This is a genomic window from Streptomyces actinomycinicus, assembly GCF_016741775.1.
Taxonomy (GTDB): domain Bacteria; phylum Actinomycetota; class Actinomycetes; order Streptomycetales; family Streptomycetaceae; genus Streptomyces; species Streptomyces actinomycinicus.
The window spans coordinates 1-16,958 of the sequence record NZ_JAERRK010000008.1 but is presented as its reverse complement, the minus strand read 5'-3'; the positions used below and the strand labels follow the sequence as shown (position 1 = coordinate 16,958).

The 16,958-nt window shown below is 74.7% G+C and carries 14 protein-coding genes; 5 read left to right on the top strand and 9 right to left on the bottom strand.

Annotated features, from left to right (window positions below):
- Positions 1-4: 4 nt before the first annotated feature.
- From JK359_RS17820 to JK359_RS17805, 4 genes are all read right to left on the bottom strand, one after another.
- Positions 5-1,228 carry a serine hydrolase domain-containing protein gene (locus JK359_RS17820; protein WP_201836710.1) on the bottom strand — a complete coding sequence of 408 codons (1,224 nt, stop codon included), beginning with the start codon at positions 1,226-1,228 and terminating at the stop codon, positions 5-7.
- 63 nt (positions 1,229-1,291) lie between these two features.
- Positions 1,292-2,641, bottom strand: coding sequence for an MFS transporter (locus JK359_RS17815; RefSeq protein WP_201836709.1), 1,350 nt, complete (start codon positions 2,639-2,641; stop codon positions 1,292-1,294).
- Positions 2,638-3,219 carry a TetR/AcrR family transcriptional regulator gene (locus JK359_RS17810; protein WP_201836708.1) on the bottom strand — a complete coding sequence of 194 codons (582 nt, stop codon included), beginning with the start codon at positions 3,217-3,219 and terminating at the stop codon, positions 2,638-2,640. The genes JK359_RS17815 and JK359_RS17810 overlap by 4 nt, the downstream gene beginning before the upstream one ends.
- 132 nt (positions 3,220-3,351) lie before the next feature.
- The gene (locus JK359_RS17805) at positions 3,352-4,323 is read right to left on the bottom strand and encodes an NAD(P)-dependent oxidoreductase (RefSeq protein WP_307788163.1); all 972 of its coding nucleotides are present in this window, start codon (positions 4,321-4,323) and stop codon (positions 3,352-3,354) included.
- 101 nt (positions 4,324-4,424) lie between these two features.
- Between JK359_RS17805 and JK359_RS17800 the strand changes: the two genes are divergently transcribed.
- Positions 4,425-5,015 (top strand): TetR/AcrR family transcriptional regulator, encoded by a 591-nt coding sequence (locus tag JK359_RS17800; RefSeq protein WP_201836707.1) that lies wholly within the window; start codon positions 4,425-4,427, stop codon positions 5,013-5,015.
- Here JK359_RS17800 and JK359_RS17795 read toward each other — a convergent pair.
- The 3 genes from JK359_RS17795 to JK359_RS17785 are packed head-to-tail and all read right to left on the bottom strand — an operon-like array spanning position 4,960 to position 9,135.
- Positions 4,960-6,171, bottom strand: a complete 1,212-nt coding sequence (locus tag JK359_RS17795) for a glycosyltransferase (RefSeq protein WP_201836706.1) — start codon at positions 6,169-6,171, stop codon at positions 4,960-4,962. The genes JK359_RS17800 and JK359_RS17795 overlap by 56 nt on opposite strands.
- Positions 6,172-6,221: 50 nt before the next feature.
- Positions 6,222-7,634 (bottom strand): nucleotide sugar dehydrogenase, encoded by a 1,413-nt coding sequence (locus JK359_RS17790; RefSeq protein WP_201836705.1) that lies wholly within the window; start codon positions 7,632-7,634, stop codon positions 6,222-6,224.
- Between the two features lie 49 nt (positions 7,635-7,683).
- Positions 7,684-9,135, bottom strand: a complete 1,452-nt coding sequence (locus JK359_RS17785) for a glycosyltransferase (protein ID WP_236678044.1) — start codon at positions 9,133-9,135, stop codon at positions 7,684-7,686.
- A gap of 121 nt (positions 9,136-9,256) precedes the next feature.
- On the opposite strand from JK359_RS17785, the gene wecB reads away from it, so the two are divergent.
- Genes wecB through JK359_RS17765 form a run of 4 tightly spaced genes read left to right on the top strand, consistent with a single transcriptional unit; the run spans position 9,257 to position 14,997 of the window.
- Positions 9,257-10,345: a non-hydrolyzing UDP-N-acetylglucosamine 2-epimerase gene (wecB, locus tag JK359_RS17780; RefSeq protein WP_201836703.1), complete on the top strand. Its 1,089-nt coding sequence runs from the start codon at positions 9,257-9,259 to the stop codon at positions 10,343-10,345.
- On the top strand, positions 10,338-10,973 hold the full coding sequence (locus JK359_RS17775; protein ID WP_201836701.1) for a class I SAM-dependent methyltransferase: 636 nt from the start codon (positions 10,338-10,340) through the stop codon (positions 10,971-10,973). Before wecB ends, JK359_RS17775 begins: the two co-directional genes overlap by 8 nt.
- Positions 10,973-12,808, top strand: a complete 1,836-nt coding sequence (locus JK359_RS17770; RefSeq protein WP_201836700.1) for a hypothetical protein — start codon at positions 10,973-10,975, stop codon at positions 12,806-12,808. The genes JK359_RS17775 and JK359_RS17770 overlap by 1 nt, the downstream gene beginning before the upstream one ends.
- Entirely contained in the window at positions 12,805-14,997 is a 2,193-nt protein-coding gene (locus JK359_RS17765; protein WP_201836699.1) for a glycosyltransferase, read from the top strand. The genes JK359_RS17770 and JK359_RS17765 overlap by 4 nt, the downstream gene beginning before the upstream one ends.
- Before the next feature lie 21 nt (positions 14,998-15,018).
- Here the strand turns inward: JK359_RS17765 and JK359_RS17760 are convergent, their stop codons facing one another.
- Positions 15,019-15,684, bottom strand: a complete 666-nt coding sequence (locus JK359_RS17760) for a TetR/AcrR family transcriptional regulator (RefSeq protein ID WP_201836698.1) — start codon at positions 15,682-15,684, stop codon at positions 15,019-15,021.
- Positions 15,685-16,000: 316 nt separating this feature from the next.
- Positions 16,001-16,879: a phosphogluconate dehydrogenase (NAD(+)-dependent, decarboxylating) gene (gene gnd, locus JK359_RS17755; protein WP_201836697.1), complete on the bottom strand. Its 879-nt coding sequence runs from the start codon at positions 16,877-16,879 to the stop codon at positions 16,001-16,003.
- Positions 16,880-16,958 lie beyond the last annotated feature (79 nt).

The following is a 16,958-nucleotide window of genomic DNA, read 5'->3' as shown; positions in this document are numbered from 1 at the left end:
GGGCTCAGTCCCTCAGGGCCGCGTGCACCAGCCGCCGCAGCTCGGGGAAGACCTTCAGCTTCCTGGGGCGCACCTGGCTCATGAACTGCACGGTCAGATCGTGGGCCGGGTCGACCCAGAACGCGGTGCTGGCCACGCCCGTCCAGCCGTACGTGCCGGGGCTGGACGGGGCCAGGGTGCGGGCCGGGTCGGTGACCACCGAGACGTTGAAGCCGAAGCCGAGGCCGTCGTTGCCCGCCTCCTGGTGGACCGGGGCGCCGAAGGAACGGAGGGTGGCCCCGCCCGGCAGCTGGTTGCGGGTCATCAGGGCGAGCGTACGCGGGGACAGCAGGCGCACGCCGTCCAGCTCGCCGCCCCGGCGCAGCATCTCCATGAACCGGTGGAAGTCGTGGGCGCAGGAGACCAGGCCGCCGCTGCCGGACAGGAACCGCGGCCGGCCGTGCACGGGCAGTCCCGGCACCGGTTCGATCCCGCCCTCGTCGGTCTCGCCGTACAACTCGGCGAGCCGGCCGGCCTGGCCGGGCGCGATGTGGAAGCCGGTGTCGGTCATGCCGAGCGGGCGCAGGACGCGGTTTTCGAAGAACGCGTCCAGCGGCTGCCCGGAGACCACTTCGATCACCCGGCCCAGCACGTTGGAGGCGACCGAGTAGTTCCACTGCGTGCCCGGGTCGAACTGCAGCGGCATCCGCGCGTACACCTCGACGGTCTCGGCGAGTCCGGCGCCCGGCGGCACCGAGTACTCCAGTCCCGACGCGCGGTAGAGCGCGTCCACGGGGTGGCGGTGGTAGAAGCCGAAGGTCATACCGGCGGTGTGGGTGAGCAGATGCCGGATCAGGACCGGGCCGGCGGCCGGGCGGGTGCGCATGCCGGCACCCTCACCGCCGTCGTACACCCGGGGTTCGGCGAAGGCCGGCAGATGCCGGTCGAGCGGGTCGTCCAGGGACAGCCGGCCCTCCTCCACCAGCAGCAGCACGGCGACCGCGGTGACCGGCTTGGTCATCGAGTAGATCCGCCACAGCGTGTCCGGCTCGACGGGCAGTGCGGCCGCGACGTCCCGGTGGCCGTACGTGGTCAGGTGGGCGACCCGGCCGCCGCGGGCCACCGCCACCAGGTGGCCGGGCAGGCGCCCCTCGTCGACGAGGCGGGCGAGGTGCCGGTCCAGGCGGTCCAGCGCCGCGCCGTCCAGCCCCGCCTCCGCCGCCTCGACGTCCTGTCGCAGCTGTGCCATCGCTCGTCCTCCGGTCGCGTCGTCCCCGGTGCGGCCCGGCTGCCCCGCCCGGCCGTCGCCCTCTCATCGTCGCGCAGGACCACCCGCCGGGACCGGCTCACCGCGAGTGTCCGCGGGAGGTACGGTCCCGGCCGGTCCCGGCAGCGCACGGGCGGCGGGCAGGGCGAGCGCGGCCAGGCAGGCCAGGCCGAGCAGCGCCGGCCCGGTGCCCGCGCCGAGCAGTGCGGCCGCCGCGGCCACGCCCACGGCGGGGCCGACGTTCAGCGCGGTCTGCTGCAGTCCGCCGGCGACTCCCGCCACCTCCGGCTCCGCCCGCCGCACGATCACCTGGGTGGCCGCCACCATCACCGTGCCGAATCCGGCGCCCAGCAGCGCGAATCCGCAGCCGAGCCCGGCCGGCGAGGTGGTCCGGGACAGCAGGAGGACGCCGAGCGCGAGCGCCACGGTTGCTCCTGCGGTCGTACGGCGGGCGCCGCGGCGGCGCAGCAGGGCGGGGCACAGGGCCGCCGACAGCACCATCAGCACCGCGAGCGGCAGGCTGCGCAGCGCGCTGGCGAACGGGTCGAGTCCCAGGTGGCGTTGCAGGACGTACGTGGCGACGAACAGGGTGCCGGACAGGGACGCGGAGACGGCGATCAGGATGCCGAGCGCCGCTCCGACCGCCCGGGAGCCGATCACCGCGGCCGGCAACAGCGGGCTCGCCGTGCGCCGTTCGTGCCGCACGAGGAGCGCGGCCGTGAGCACGGCGAGCGCGAGGGCCGCGCCGGACACGGGCCGCGCCGTGAGCGCGTACACCAGACAGGCCAGCGTCACCGCGAGCAGCAGGGCCCCGGGCAGGTCCAGCGGGGTCCGGGCGGGCGCCGGGCGCCGGTCCGGACCCAGCAGGGCCGGCAGGCCGAAGACGAGCGCGGGCAGCACGTTGACGAAGAACACCGCCCGCCAGCCCGAACCCGTCACCAGCGCCCCGCCCAGCAGTGGCCCCGCTGCCGCCGCCAGCCCGATCGCGACGGTCCGCACGGCCAGCGGCCGGGCGAGACGGTCCGGCGGATACGCGATCCGCAGCATGCCCAGTGTGGCGGGCTGCGACAGGGCCCCGAACAGCCCCTGCACCGCCCGCAGTCCGATCACCCACCCCACCCCGGGCGCGAGTCCGATACCGGCCGAGGCCGCGCCGAAGCCCAGCATCCCGAGCCCGAACACGCGCCGCTGCCCGTACCGGTCACCGAGCCGCCCCGCGAACACCAGCAGACTCGCCACCACGACGAGGTAGGCGGTGCTGGTCCACTGCACCTCGGCGAACGACGCGTGCAACTCCCGTTGCAGATCGGGCTGCGCGACCGTGAGGACCGTGCCGTCCAGGGCGACCACCACCGCCCCCGCCACGCTGCTCGTCAGCGTCCAGCCCCGGTTCACCGGCCGGCCTCGGGGCCGAGGTGCGCGGTCAGCACGGTGTCGAGCAGCGGGCCGAAGTCTTCTTCGCCCGCGGCGAGTTGCAGACTGCCCCAGCGCCACAGCTGGGCGATCCCGTGCAGGCCGGCCCACAGGGCGCCGGCCACCCGGCGGGCGTCGGCTTCCGGGCGTACCTCCGCGACCAGGCCGGCGAGCTGCCCGAACAGTGGCAGGCTCGTCCCGCGCAGGCCCAGGTGTCCGCTTTCCAGCAGGTCGTGACGGAACATCAGCTCGTACATGCCCGGCTCGTCCAGGGCGAACTCCAGGTAGGTCCGGGCCAGCGCGCCCACCCGTGCGCGTGGCCCGCCGGTCTCCCGCGCGAGCGCGCCGTGCGCCCGCCCGGCCAGGTCGGCGAAGCCGCGGCGGGCGATGGCCGACAGCAGTTCGAGGTGGGTGGGGAAGTAGCGGCGCGGCGCCCCGTGCGAGACGCCGGCGCGCCGGGCGATCTCCCTCAGGGTCAGGGCCTGCAACCCCTCGGCGGCCAGCAGTTGCACGCCGACGTCGACCAGGCGGTCCCGCAGGCTGATGTCGGACTCGGTCATAGACACTGTCTACCAGGCCTCGTAGACAGTGTCTACTTCGGCCGGGTCCGATCTCCGCGCCCCGCACCACGAGACCTTCGGGAAGGTCCCGCCCTGCCGGGACGTCCCCGGAACACATCCGGACCGGGACGGCTACCGGCCGCCGTGGTCCGCGGGCGCCGGCCGGTGCTGCGGCTGTACGCCGGGCGGGCGTACGGGATCCCCGGAGGCCGGCCCGCGGCCGGGCCGGCGGGCGTCGGCGGTGCGTGCCTCGATCGCCCGGAGCACGGCGACCATGTCCTCGCCGCCGTACCCGTGGGCCACCGTCTCCTCGAACAGCGTGTGGCAGACGTCGAGCAGCGGCGAGGCGAGCCGCGCCCCGCGGGCCGCCTCGGCGATCAGCCGGTTGTTCTTCAGTACGTCCAGCGCCGCAGCCTGCACCGCGAAATCCCGCTCGCGCAGCTTCGGCGCCTTCATCCGGGAGACCCCGCTGGCCATCGGGCCCGCGTCCAGGACCTCCAGGAACAGCCGGCGGTCCAGGCCCTGCCGCTCGGCGAAGTGGAACGCCTCGGTGAGCCCGGTGACGAGGGTGATCAGGAACAGGTTCACCGACAGCTTCATCAGCAGCGCGCCCGGCGCCGGACCGCAGACGAACGTCTCCCGGCACATCGGGGCGAGCAGCGGCCGTACGGCGGCCACGGCGGCCTCCTCACCGGCCAGCATCGCCACCAGCTGCCCCTGCTCCGCCGGCACCCGGGAGCCGGACACGGGCGCCTCGACGTACCGGCCGCCGGCGGCGCGGATCTCGGCCTGGAGCGTGCGGGAGTACTCCGGGGAGGTCGTGCCCATGTGCACGACGGTCCGGCCGGCGACCCGCGCGGCCAGGGCGGGCGTGCCCCGGCCGAGCACCGCGTCCAGCGCGGCCTCGTCGGCGAGCATCAGCAGCACCACCTCCGTCCGCGTGAACACCTCCCCGGCGTCCGCGGCCACCTCGGCCCCGGCCGCCCGCAGCGGCTCGGCGCGGCCGGGTGTGCGGTTCCAGACCAGCAAGGGGGTACCGGCGGACGCCAGGCGCAGGGCCATGGGCCGGCCCATCACTCCGAGACCGATGAATCCGACGCGCACGGGAGGCCGCCCTTCGCAGCACGGGCTGACTATGACAGTGGTCATAGTAGCGGGCGCTATGACAGTGGTCATAGGGTGAGGGCGAGGAACGGAGGTCGACGATGACGCAGGCGCGTCCCGGACCGCGGGAGCGGATGGTCTTCAGTGCCGCCCAGCTGATCCGGCGCGACGGGGTCACCGCGACCGGCATGCGCGAGGTGGCCGCACACGCCGGCGCCCCCCGCGGCTCCCTCCAGCACTACTTCCCGGGCGGCAAGGAGCAACTGGTCAACGAGGCCGTCGCCTGGGCCGGGGTTTACGCGGGCAAACGGATCGCACGCTTCCTTGCGGGGCTGGACGAACCGAGCCCGAGCGCTCTGTTCGCGGCGATGGCCGCGCAGTGGACCGACGAGTACGCGGCGGACGGTTTCGGGGCGGGGTGCCCGGTCGCCGCCGCCACGGTCGACTGCGCGTCCTCCGGCGACTCCACCCGGGAGGCGGTGGCCGCCGCGTTCGCGGCCTGGCGGGAGCCGCTCGCCGCGGCCCTCACCGGCATGGGAGTCCCCGCGGCCCGCACCGGGTCCCTGGCCACGCTGATGATCAGCACCCTGGAAGGCGCCATCCTGATGGCGCGTGCGGAGCGGGACGTACGGCCCCTCACCACGGTCGTGCGGGAACTCGGGCCCCTGCTCGACGCCGCCGCGCGCCCCTGACCACCCCCTGGCCGGCGCCCGCCGTGCCGGCCGCCACCGGCACCCCGGCCGTCTCCTCCTCGACCCACGCCTCGAGCTGGTCCACGAAGCCCGCCGCCCGGTGCCCCCAGTTCAGCTCCGACAGGGCGGCCGCGCGTCCCAGCCGGGCCGCGTCCAGTCGCAGCCGGCTGTCCCGGGCGAGCCGGCGGAGCGCGGCGGCCGCGGCCGGCGGGTCCTCGTACGGCACCACCAGACCGCAGCCGTGCCGCTCGACCAGCTCCGCCGCCAGCGGGGTGGGGGTGGTGACGACGGGGACGCCATGGGCCATGTACTCGACGACCTTCGTGGGCCGGGAGTGGCGGTAGTTGGGCTGGTCGTGCAGGAGGGACAAGCCGGCCAGGGCGCCCTCCAGCCGGGCCAGGGCGCGGTCGTTGGGCAGGAAGCCGCGCCAGCGCAACACCCCGTCCCGGTCGGCCGCCTGCAGGGCGTCCCGCACGTCGGGATCCGCAGCGCCGATCGCCTCGACGCCGACGTCCGGAGCCAGCAGCCGCGCCGTGGCGATCAGGTCGAGCGCACCGCGCGCCCGGGACAGCTGCCCGAGATAGACGACCCGGTCGTTCCCGGGCGGTGGCGGCGGTCCGGCCGGCGGGGTGGCGAGGTTGGGGACGACGGGATGGGCCCGGCGGAAGCGGGAACGGTAGGCGTCCTCGGCGAGCAGCAGCCGCAGCCGGCGCTCCGCCAGCCGCTCGGCCGCCCGTACCGCCGTGCGCAGCGGCGGGCGCAGCACCCGGGGCACCCAGGCCTTCATGACCAGCGCCGCCGCCGTGTCCTCGTGGACGTCCCACACGGTCACCGGGGCCGGACCCTCCCGCCGCAGGCGGCGCAGCGTGCCGGGCAGGGCCAGCAGCAGCTCCGGATCGTGCAGCAGGATCACGTCCGCCACCGGGCCGCGCTCGGCCAGCAGCGACCGGGCCGCGCGCAGTGCCGCGACCCGGTCCCGGCCGGACGCGCGGGGCAGGTCCACGCCCTCGACCTCCGGCCGGGGGGCCGTGCCACGGGCGGTGAACGGGGCCGCGTACACCACCTCGTGGCCGCGCTCGTGCAGCGCGGCGATCTCGCGGTGCAGGATCCGCGCGTCCTCGGGATGGTGGACGACGGTGACGACGAGTATCCGCATGGCGGTGCCTTTCCACTCCCCGCCGGGCGGGGCGGTTGCCGAGGCGGGGGCTACAGGACCTCGACGCCGGGCCTGAAGATCCGTCCGCGGGTGTCGAACAGCAGCCGCGCCTCGTCCGCGAGGGCCGGCAGGTCGTAGGCGGAGTGGTCCTGGAGCAGGATCGTCAGGTCGTGCTCGCGCAGCGCGGCCGTCAGGTCGCCGACGCGCGGGACGGGCCGCCCGTCGGCCGACCACTGCCGGACGTGCGGATCGTGGAAGGCGATCTCGGCCTCCCGCTCCCGCAGCAGCCGGGCCACCGGTGCCGCCGGGGTCTCCCGCACATCGGCGACGTCCGGCTTGTAGGTGACCCCGAGCAGCAGCACCCGGGAGCCGTGCAGCGGGCGCCCCGCGGAATTGAGCAGGTCCTGGGCGCGGCGCACCACGTACTCCGGCATCCGCCGGTTGATCTCCTGGGCCAGCTCGACGAACCGGAACTCGTAGCCCAGCGACGAACGCACCTTGTACGACAGGTAGTTGGGGTCGATGGGGATGCAGTGGCCGCCCACTCCGGGGCTCGGCCGGAAGGCCTGGAAGCCGAACGGCTTGGTCGCCGCGCAGCGGATCGCGTCCCACACGTCCACGCGCAGTTCCCTGCTGATGACGGCCAGTTCGTTGACCAGCGCGATGTTGACGTGCCGGTAGGTGTTCTCCAGCAGCTTGGCCATCTCGGCCTCGCGGGTGCCCTTGGCCTGGACCACCATGTCCACGAACTTGCCGTAGAACGTCACCGCGCGCAGCGCGCAGGACGGGGTGCAGCCGCCGACCACCTTCGGGGTCTCGCGCAGCCCGTGCCGGGTGTTGCCGGGGTCGATGCGTTCCGGTGAGAAGGCGAGGGCGAAGTCCTCGCCGGCGCGCAGTCCGGACTCCTCCAGCAGGGGCCGGACGACCTCCTCGGTGGTGCCGGGATAGGTGGTGGACTCCAGCACCACCAGCCGGCCGCGGCGGAGCCTGCCGGCCACCGCGCGGGCGGCCGAGACGACCGCGCCCAGGTCCGGCCCGCCGTCATCGCCCAGCGGTGTCGGCACACAGATGACCACGGTCTGGGCGCGTGCCAGGCAGGCCTCGTCGGTGGTGGCGGTGAAACCGGCGTCCCGCATCCGGCGGACGTCCTCGTCGGACACGTCGTCGACGTGCGAACGTCCGGCGTTCAGTCCCCGCACGACGCGCGGGTCGCGGTCCAGGCCCAGCACGCGCAGGCCCACCGCGGACGCCTCCCGGGCCAGCGGCAGTCCGACGTAACCGAGCCCGATCACGGCGAGTTCGACGTCGCCGTCCGGTCCGTCCCGCTCCTCGTCCCCGAGCGGTTCGCTGTCGTCCCGCTCCTCGTCCCCGAGCGGCTGGCTGTCGTCCCGCTCCTCGTGCCCGAGCGGTTCGCTGTCGTCCCGCTCCTCGTGCCAGAGCGGTTGTATCCGTTCGACCTGCATAGGGCGTCACCCGGCCTTCACGGCTGGACTGGTAAGGGTGCGCGGGGCCTCAGACGCATCCGAGAGAGCGATACGCCTCGAGGGTCGTCGCGGCGACCCGGTCCCAGGTGCGTTCCCGCGCAACCGTCGCGCGAGCGGCGGCTCCCCATTCGAGCCGCCGCTTATGACTGTAAAGCACCATTTCGATCGCATCTGCCCAGGCAAGGGGGGATCCGTGGGGAATTAGTCGTCCGTTAACCTCCGGTTCGACCAGTTCTCGCATGGCGGTGACATCACTGGCCGTGACGGGAAGACCGCTCGCCATCGCTTCGACCGGTTTGAGAGGGGTCACCAGATGGCAGACCCGCTCGTCGGTGCGCGGCACCGCGAACACATCCAACACCGCGTGGAACTCCCGCACTTGGGAGTGCGGGACGCGGCCGGTGAACAGCACGGCGCCGTCGTCCAGGCCCAGCCGGGCGGCCAGCCGCTGCAGCGCCCCGCGCTCCGGACCGTCGCCCACGATCAGCAGCCGCAGCGGAACTCCGCGCCGTCTCAGCTCGACACCCGCATGGAGCAACGTAGCGATCCCCTCGTGCGGGGTCAGGCTGCTCACCGTGCCCACCACGTACTCGTCCGGCGCGATACCGAGACGGGCACGCACCGGCGCCCCGTCCGGCGGCGGCGCCAGGAACATCCCGTCCACGGCGTTCGGCACGAGCAGCACCCGCTCCCCGGGCACCCCCCGCGCCACGATCTCGGCCTTCATCGCCGCACCCAGCGTCAGCACCAGGTCGGCCTCCCGCATGCAGTGCGTCTCCAGCTCGCGCCGCGTCCGGTACACGGGATCCAGCGGACTGCGCGCCGGGTCCTGGGTCAGCCAGGTCTCCTCCAGGAAGCCCCGCACCTCGTAGACCACCGGCAGCCCGTAGGCCTCCCGCAGGGCGAGGGCCACCCGCCCGTTGCCGTGGTCGGTGGCCGCGTGCAGCACGGCCGGCCGCAGCCGCTCCACCAGCCGCCCCGCGAGTTCGGCGTTGCGGGCCAGCAGCGCACCCTGCCCGTACGGCAGCCGGGCGGGCAGCAGCCGGTGCTGCGGCACCCCGGACACCGTCTGCACCGGCGAGGCGTCCAGCACCCCGCGCGTCACCGGGAACCCGATCCGGGTCACGACGTGCGGGTCGAGCCCGGCGGCCCGCTGGGCCTCGGCGAGCTTCTGCGTGCGCACGGTGTACCCGGCGTGGGCGAACGGCAGCGAGTTGGTCACCAGATGCAGCACCCGGCCGGGCACGGGACGTACCGGCCGCCCGGCGGGCGCGATCACCCGGACGGCGGACGGCGCCGCGCCGGGACCCGTGGCACGGGCCCGCGCCGACAGCCACCGCTCCACCGGCCCCACCCGGCGGCGCACGGCCGCCGGCAGCAGTCGTACGCCGAGCAGCGCGGCCCGGGCGGGATCGTGGCGCAACTCGCCCCACGCCACGGATGCGGCCAGACTGACAGCGCGGGGGACATGTCGGGACATGCCGCCACGGTAGGCCGACACGGCCCGGTGCGCTCCGGCCGTGGGCACGCGCCGGGGACGGCCCGGCACCGACTCCCCCCCCCGATCCCCGCTCGTTCGACCGCCGACGGAAGGCGAGGACATGAACGGCCGAGTACTCCATGTGGTCGGCACCCGGCCCAACTTCGTCAAGGCGGCACCGGTCGTCGCCGCGCTCGGAACGGCCGGTGTGGACCAGGTCCTGGTCCACACCGGCCAGCACTACGACGCCCGGATGTCGGAGGTGTTCTTCCGGCAGCTGGGCCTGCCCCGGCCGGACACCGACCTCGGCGTCGGCTCCGGCAGTCACGCCCGGCAGACCGCAGACCTCCTGGTGGCGCTGGAGGCCGAGCTGACCGCCCGCGCGCCGGCCCTCGCCGTGGTCTACGGCGACGTCAACTCCACACTGGCCGCCGCCCTGGCCGCCGCCAAGCTCGGCGTCCCCGTCGCCCACGTGGAGGCCGGCCTGCGCAGCTTCGACATGGCGATGCCGGAGGAGGTCAACCGGCGCCTGGTGGACCAGCTGGCCGAGCTGCTGTTCGTCACCAGTCCCGAAGCCGTCGGCCACCTCGCCCGCGAGGGCGCCGACCCGGCCCGGGTGCACTTCGTCGGCAACCCCATGATCGACACCCTGCTCACCCACCTGGACCTCTTCGACGCGGCAGCCGCCCGCACCGCGTACGGGCTGCCCGGCCGCTACGCCGTCGTCACCCTGCACCGCCCCGCCAACGTCGACGACCCCGAGGCCGCCCGCGCCGCCGCCCGTGCGCTCACCGAGGCGGCCCGCCACCTGGACCTCGCCGTCCCGCTGCACCCCCGGGGCCGGGACGCGCTGCGCGCGGCGGGCCTGGAGGGCGCCCCGGGCGTGCATCTGCTCGAACCGCTCGGATACGTCGAGTTCATGAGCCTGGTGCGCGGGGCCGCCGCCGTGGTCACCGACTCCGGCGGGGTGCAGGAGGAGACCACCGTCCTCGGCGTGCCCTGCCTGACGCTGCGCACCACCACCGAGCGCCCGGTCACCGTCACCCACGGCACCAACCGCCTCGTCACCCACTCCGAACTGGTCCCCGCCCTGCGCAAGACCCTCGACGGCGGACCCGCCGCACCCCCGGAGGGACCGCCGCTGTGGGACGGCAAGGCGGGCCCCCGGATCGCCCGGGTGGTCACCCGGTGGCTGGAGCACCATGACTGAGACCGACGGCACCCTCGACTACTGGGACACCCGCCACCGCCAGCAGGACGAGCTGGCCTCCGGCGGCCACATCGGCCTCGACCGGGCCGGCAACGAACTCTTCTACGCGCTCCGCCTCGGCACCCTGCTCGGCCTCGTCGGCGACCTCAGCAGCCCGGCGGCCCCGCTGTTCGTCCTCGACGCCGGCTGCGGCAAGGGCCACTTCGCGCGGGCCCTGGCCCGCTGCGGTCACCGCGTCGACGCCTTCGACGCCAGCGAGGAGGCCGTCGACCGGGCCCGCGCGGCCGGCGGCGGCCCGCGTTACGCCCGGGCCCGGCTCGACACATGGCGCAGCCCGTGGCCGTACGACATCGTGGTCTGCGTCGACGTGCTCTTCCACCTCCTCGACGACACCGAGTGGTCGGCGGCCCTGCGCAACCTGGCCTCCCTGGTCCGCCTCACCGGCCGCCTGATCCTCACCGACGAGGACACGCCCGTACCCCGGGCCCGCGGCGACTACATCCTGCACCGGCCGACGGCCGCCTACCGCGCCGCACTCGAACCCCTCGGCCTGCGGCACACCGAGTTCCGGCCGTACCGTTTCCGGGAGATCGAGGTCGGCTTCCACGTCTTCACGAGGATCCGCTGATGCGCCTGACCGATCTGCTCCACCCGCACTTGGACGGCGTCACCACGGTCGTCGACGCGGCCGGCCCCGGCCTGAGCCTCGAGCCCTACGTCCATCTCCCCGACGGCGTCGCCCTGCTCGGCGACGACGGCGAACGGGACATCGGCGCGACGGAGCTGGTGCTCCTGTCCTACGGGCCCGACCCCGCCCTGCACGGCACCGAGGCGGGCTGCCTCGCGGTGCTGGCGCGCATGCGCCCCGGCGCACGGGGCCTGCTCCTCTTCGGCCACCCCGGGCCCGAGCCGCCCTACCACCGGCTGCTGGACGGCCTGGTGGCCCAGCGCTGCCAGGTGCTGCGGGCCGCCCCCCTCGACTACGCCCACCTGCACGCGGGCGCGGTGTTCGCCCGCCTCGGCACGGACGAACTCCTGCCCCCGCACGACTGGTTCGGGCGGCCGGTGCCGGACGGCGGCTTCGCCACCACCCTGCGGACCGCCGGCGAGTACGTCCTCGCCGACCTCGTCTCCCGCTCCCTGCGCGCCCGCCACCTGGATCTGCAGCGCCGCGCGGAGGAGGCGGAACGGGCCCGGGACACCGTCCGCGAGGACGGGCTCGCCGACCGTCTCGCCGCCGCCGTACGCGAGAAGGAACGGCTGGCCTCCGCCCTGCGCGGGGCCCGGGCACGCGTCGAGGTGCTGCAGGCCCGGGTGACCATGCTGGAGGGCTCGACCTCGCTCCAAGTCGGCAAGGCACTGGTCTCGGCGGCACGGTCGCCGCGGCACAGGGCGGCGCGGCTGCCCCGGGAGCTGTACGGGCTGTGGCGGGCGCGTGCCACGCGGAAACCCGCCCCGGCGTCTCCGGCGTCTCCGGCGTCTCCGGCGGCCGCGGACGGTGCCGCGGCCGTGGTCGCCGACGACCGCCTGCACCTCGTCCACCGCGCCTTCTCCTGCGCCCCCCGCGACCGGCTGGTGATCGCGGGCGTGCTCACCGACCGCACCGCCGAGGACTTCGCGGCCGACGCCGTCGTGAACCGCCCGCTCCCGCACGACGGCGGCCTGCTCGTGCGCCGCACCGATCCCGACGCCGTCGTGGTACAGCTCAGCGCCTGCACCCAGGACGGCCCCTGGTCGCTCACCGGCACCGGCCTTGCCCCTGACCTCGACCGCAGGCTCGTCGAACTCCTCACCGAGGCACGCGCCCTGGGCCGCTCGGCCGTCCTGTGGCGGGACGCCCCGGCGTCCGCCGCGCCCGGCCTCGCCCACCTGGCCTGGGACGCCGTCCTGGACGCCGACACCGGCGTGCGGCTGTCCCGGCTCGACCCGGCCGCGGACGGCAGGGAGCGGCTGCGGGAGGCGTTCCAGTGGGACAGCACCAGGGTGCGGCTGGCGGAACTCGCCCGGCTGGTCGGCGCCCCCGACCCGCTGGACGGACGCCGGGTCGCCGTGCTCGCCGCCCCCCGCGGCCGGCACGACGTGGCCCGTCTGGTCGCGCAGGTGCTCGGCCAGCAGCACCGCCCCGCCGAAGTCGTCGTCCCCGACCCCGCGGGCCTGGAGGAACTCGCCGGCGCCGGCGTGGCCGTCCGCACCGGCCCGCCCACCGCGGCCTGGGTCGCCGACTGGACCGACCTCACCGAGGAACGCCCGGACACCCTGCTGCTGGACCTGATGTGCGCCCAGGAGTACTCGGGCGCCGACGCGCTGGGTCACGCGCCCGGCGACGCCGACCTCACGTTCGTACCGGCACTGCGGCGGCCCCTGCTGGTCCGCCGCGCCCTGTACCTCACGGGGGCGCCACCGGAGACCTGGTGCGGCCGGGGATACCGCCTGTTCGCCGTGCGCGGGAAGGAGCCGTCATGAGCCGCGTGGTAAGAGCACTGGTCTACGGCGACGTGGACCTCAACCTCATCGACGGCTCCGCCGTGTGGGCCCAGTCGACCGTGCAGGCGCTGGCGATGGCCGGCTGCGAGACCCGGCTGGTGCTCAAGGCTCCTGTGGAGACCGGCCGGCTGACCGACCCGCTGACCGGGCTGCCCGGCGTACGACTCGTGCGGCCCGCCGAGGAACGGCTCGTCGACGGGCAGGCGGGCCGGCCCCTGTCACCGGTGCAGGCCTCGCGGCTGCTCGCGCGGCTGGACCGGGAGGAACCCTGCGACCTGCTCGTCCTGCGCGGACGCAGGCTCGTCGGCAGGGTCGTCGCCGACGGCCACTTCGACGGACGGATCTGGGCCTACCTGACGGACATCCCGCAGTCCGCCGCGGCGATGACCGAGCAGTCCCGCGCGGAACTCGCCCGCATCGCCGCCGCCTCCGGGCAACTCCTGTGCCAGACCGAAGAGTTGCGCTGCTTCCTGGAGACCTGGGTGCCGCAGGCCTGCGGTCGCAGCGTGCTCTGCCCGCCCGCCGTTCCGGAGCCCGCCTTCCCGGTGCCGGTCCACGACCGGCCGCACGACCCGCTGCGGCTCGTCTACACCGGCAAGTTCGCGCCCCTGTGGAACACCCTGCCCATGACCCGGCTGCCGGCGCTGCTGGCCGGACGGGGGGTCCACGCCGAACTCCACACCGTCGGCGACAAGATCCACCACGACCGGGCGCACCCGGAGTTCCAGGACGCCATGTTCCGCGCCCTGCACGGTGGCGCCCCCGGCGTCCGCCACCACGGCGGACAGCCCCGCGAGGAGGCCATGCGCATCGCCGCCGACTGCGACCTCGGCCTCGGCTGGCGCGACCCGCGGCTCGACGCGAGCCTCGAACTGTCCACCAAGGTACTGGAGTTCGGGGCCCTCGGCCTGCCCGTCGTACTCAACCGCACGCCCGCCCACGAGGCGCTGCTGGGCACCGACTACCCCCTCTACGTCCCCGGCCGGGCCGGGCTCGAGGACGCCGCCGAGGCCGTGGCCCGGGCCGCCGGCGACCCCGAGGCCCGCCGGCTCGCGGCGGCCCGCTGCCAGGACGCCGCCCGCCGCCACACCCTCCGGGCCGCCGCCGGCCGCTGGCGCACCCACCTCGAGCGGGCCTTCCCGCCCGCACCGGCCGCCGTGGCCCACCGCACCCGCCCGCTCCGGGTCGGCGTCGCCGGCCACGACCTGAAGTTCCTCACCCGGCTCCTCGACCACTTCCACGCCCTGCCCGGACTCGACGTCCGCGTCGACGCCTGGCGCGCGCTGGCCCGGCATGATCCCGCCGCGAGCCGCGAACTCGCCGACTGGGCCGATGTGGTGGTCGTCGAGTGGTGCGGCCCGGCCGCCGTCTGGTACAGCCGCCACAAGCGGCGCGGCAGCCGGCTCGTGATCCGGCTGCACCGCTTCGAACTCGACGCCGAGTGGCCGCGGCAGGTCGACATCGACGCCGTCGACAAGGTGGTCTGCGTCAGCCCCCTCTACGCCCGCCGCACCCTGGAGCACACCGGCTGGCCCGAGTCCAAGGTCGTGGTCGTCCCGAACTGGGTCGACCACGACCAGCTCGACCGGCCCAAGGCGCCCGGCGCCCGGCACCGGCTCGGCATGATCGGCATTGCACCCAGCCGCAAGCGCCTCGACCTCGGCCTGGACGTGCTCGAGGCGCTGCGCGCCCGGGACCGGCGCTGGCACCTGTCGGTCAAGTCCAGACCGCCCTGGGAGTACTGGTGGATCTGGAACAAGCCCGAGGAGCGCGCGCACTACGACGCGGTCCTGCGCCGGGTCCAGACCTCCCCGTTGCTCAGGGGCGCGGTCGTCTTCGACGAATTCGGCGCGGACGTGGCGGCCTGGCTGCGCCGGATCGGGCACGTCCTGTCCACCAGCGACGACGAGAGCTTCCACCTCGCCCCCGCCGAGGGCATGGCCTCCGGCGCCGTACCGGCGCTGCTGCCGTGGCCCGGTGCCGACGAGATCTACGACCGGCGCTGGATCCACGACGGTCCGCACGCGATGGCCGAGGCGATCGCCGGGCTCGGCGAGACGCAGGAGACCTGGCGGTCCGCGGCGGAGGCCGCCCGTGCCCAGGTGCGGGAGAGCTACGCGCTGGACCGGGTGGCGGCGGCCTGGACCGAGCTGCTGGTGAGCGGCTGACGCCGGGCGCCGGCCACGGCGTCAGCCGGCCGTGCGCTCCGCCGTGAGGTAGGCGATCACCATGTCGCCGAGCATGGTCCGGTAGTGCTCCCGCTGCGCCGGGTGCGTCAGGTCCCGGCCGAACAGCGCGCCGAAGGTGGGCCGGTTGGCGACCCTGAAGAAGCAGAACGAGCTGATCACGGCGTGCAGGTCGACCGCGTCCACGTCGGCCGTGAACAGCCCGGACTCCCGGCCGGCGGCGAGGATGCGGCGGATCACGTCCAGCGCGGGGGAGCCGATCCGGCCGAGGCCCGCGGAGGACGTGATGTGCTCGGCGCCGTGGATGTTCTCGATGCTGACCAGGCGGATGAGGTCCGGGTGCCGCTCGTGGTGGTCGAAGGTCAGCTCGGCCAGCCGGCGGATCGCCGCGACCGGGTCCAGGTGCTCGACGTCCAGCTGCCGCTCGGCCTCCCGGATGGCCTCGTAGGCCCGCTCCAGCACGGCGGTGAACAGCTGCTCCTTGCCGCCGAAGTAGTAGTAGATCATCCGCTTGGTGGTGCGGGTGCGGGCCGCGATCTCGTCGACCCGGGCGCCGTCGTAGCCGGCGCGGGCGAACTCCTGCGTGGCCGCGTCGAGGATCTCGGCCCTGGTACGGGCGGCGTCACGCACCCGCCCGCCGGGTCTTGCCGGCTCTTCGACGCTGGTCATCGGTTTCCTTCGGCCGTGGGGCGCCCGGGCGGCGCGCCCGATCGCGTGCCGGTGATTTTAGAAGCAGGGCCGCTGGTTTCCGCGGGGATGTTCGTCACACCCCGGGACGGCCGCGACGGCCCCGGGCGGCCGGGCGCCCGGGCGCCCGGCACGCGGCTACTGGCGGCTGACCGTGCGGGTGACGCCCGCGATCACCGGGCGGCCGTGTTCCGTCGGCGGCCGGCTCACCGTGCCGAGGGCCAGCTCAACAGCCGGCCCTCGGGCGGCAGGCCCAGGCAGCGGGCGGGGAGGGCCCGTAGGAAGGGGGCGGTGGGAGTCAGCCCTTCTTCTCGACCGCGTGGCCGCCGAACTGGTTGCGCAGCGCCGCGACCATCTTCATCTGCGGCGAGTCGTCCTGGCGGGAGGCGAACCGGGCGAAGAGGGAAGCGGTGATCGCGGGCAGCGGCACCGCGTTGTCGATGGCCGCCTCGACGGTCCAGCGGCCCTCACCGGAGTCCTCCGCGTAGCCGCGCAGCTTCTCCAGGTGCTCGTCCTCGTCCAGGGCGTTGACCGCGAGGTCGAGGAGCCAGGAGCGGATGACCGTCCCCTCCTGCCACGAGCGGAACACCTCGCGGACGTTCTCCACCGAGTGGACCTTCTCCAGCAGCTCCCAGCCCTCGGCGTAGGCCTGCATCATGGCGTACTCGATGCCGTTGTGGACCATCTTCGAGAAGTGCCCGGCGCCGACCCGGCCCGCGTGGACGTAGCCGTAGGGACCCTCCGGCTTGAGCGCGTCGAAGATCGGCTGGAGCCGTTCCACGTGCTCCTTGTCGCCGCCGACCATGAGCGCGTAGCCGTTCTGCAGGCCCCACACACCGCCGGAGACACCGGCGTCGACGAAGCCGATGCCCTTGATGCCGAGGGCGGCGGCGTGCTTCTCGTCGTCCGTCCAGCGGGAGTTGCCGCCGTCGATCACGGTGTCACCGGGGGAGAGCAGGTCCCCCAGCTCGTCGACGACGGTCTGGGTGGCCGTGCCGGCCGGGACCATCACCCACACGTGGCGGGGTGCGTCCAGCTTCTCGACCAGTTCGGCGAGGCTCTTGACGTCGGAGACGTCGGGGTTGCGGTCGTAGCCGATGACGGTGTGGCCGGCGCGGCGGATCCGCTCGCGCATGTTGCCGCCCATCTTGCCGAGACCGATGAGACCGAGCTGCATGATCAGTTCTCCTGAACGTTCTTGAGAGTGCGGTAGGCGGCTACGAGGGCCGTGGTGGACGGGTCGAGTCCCGGGACGC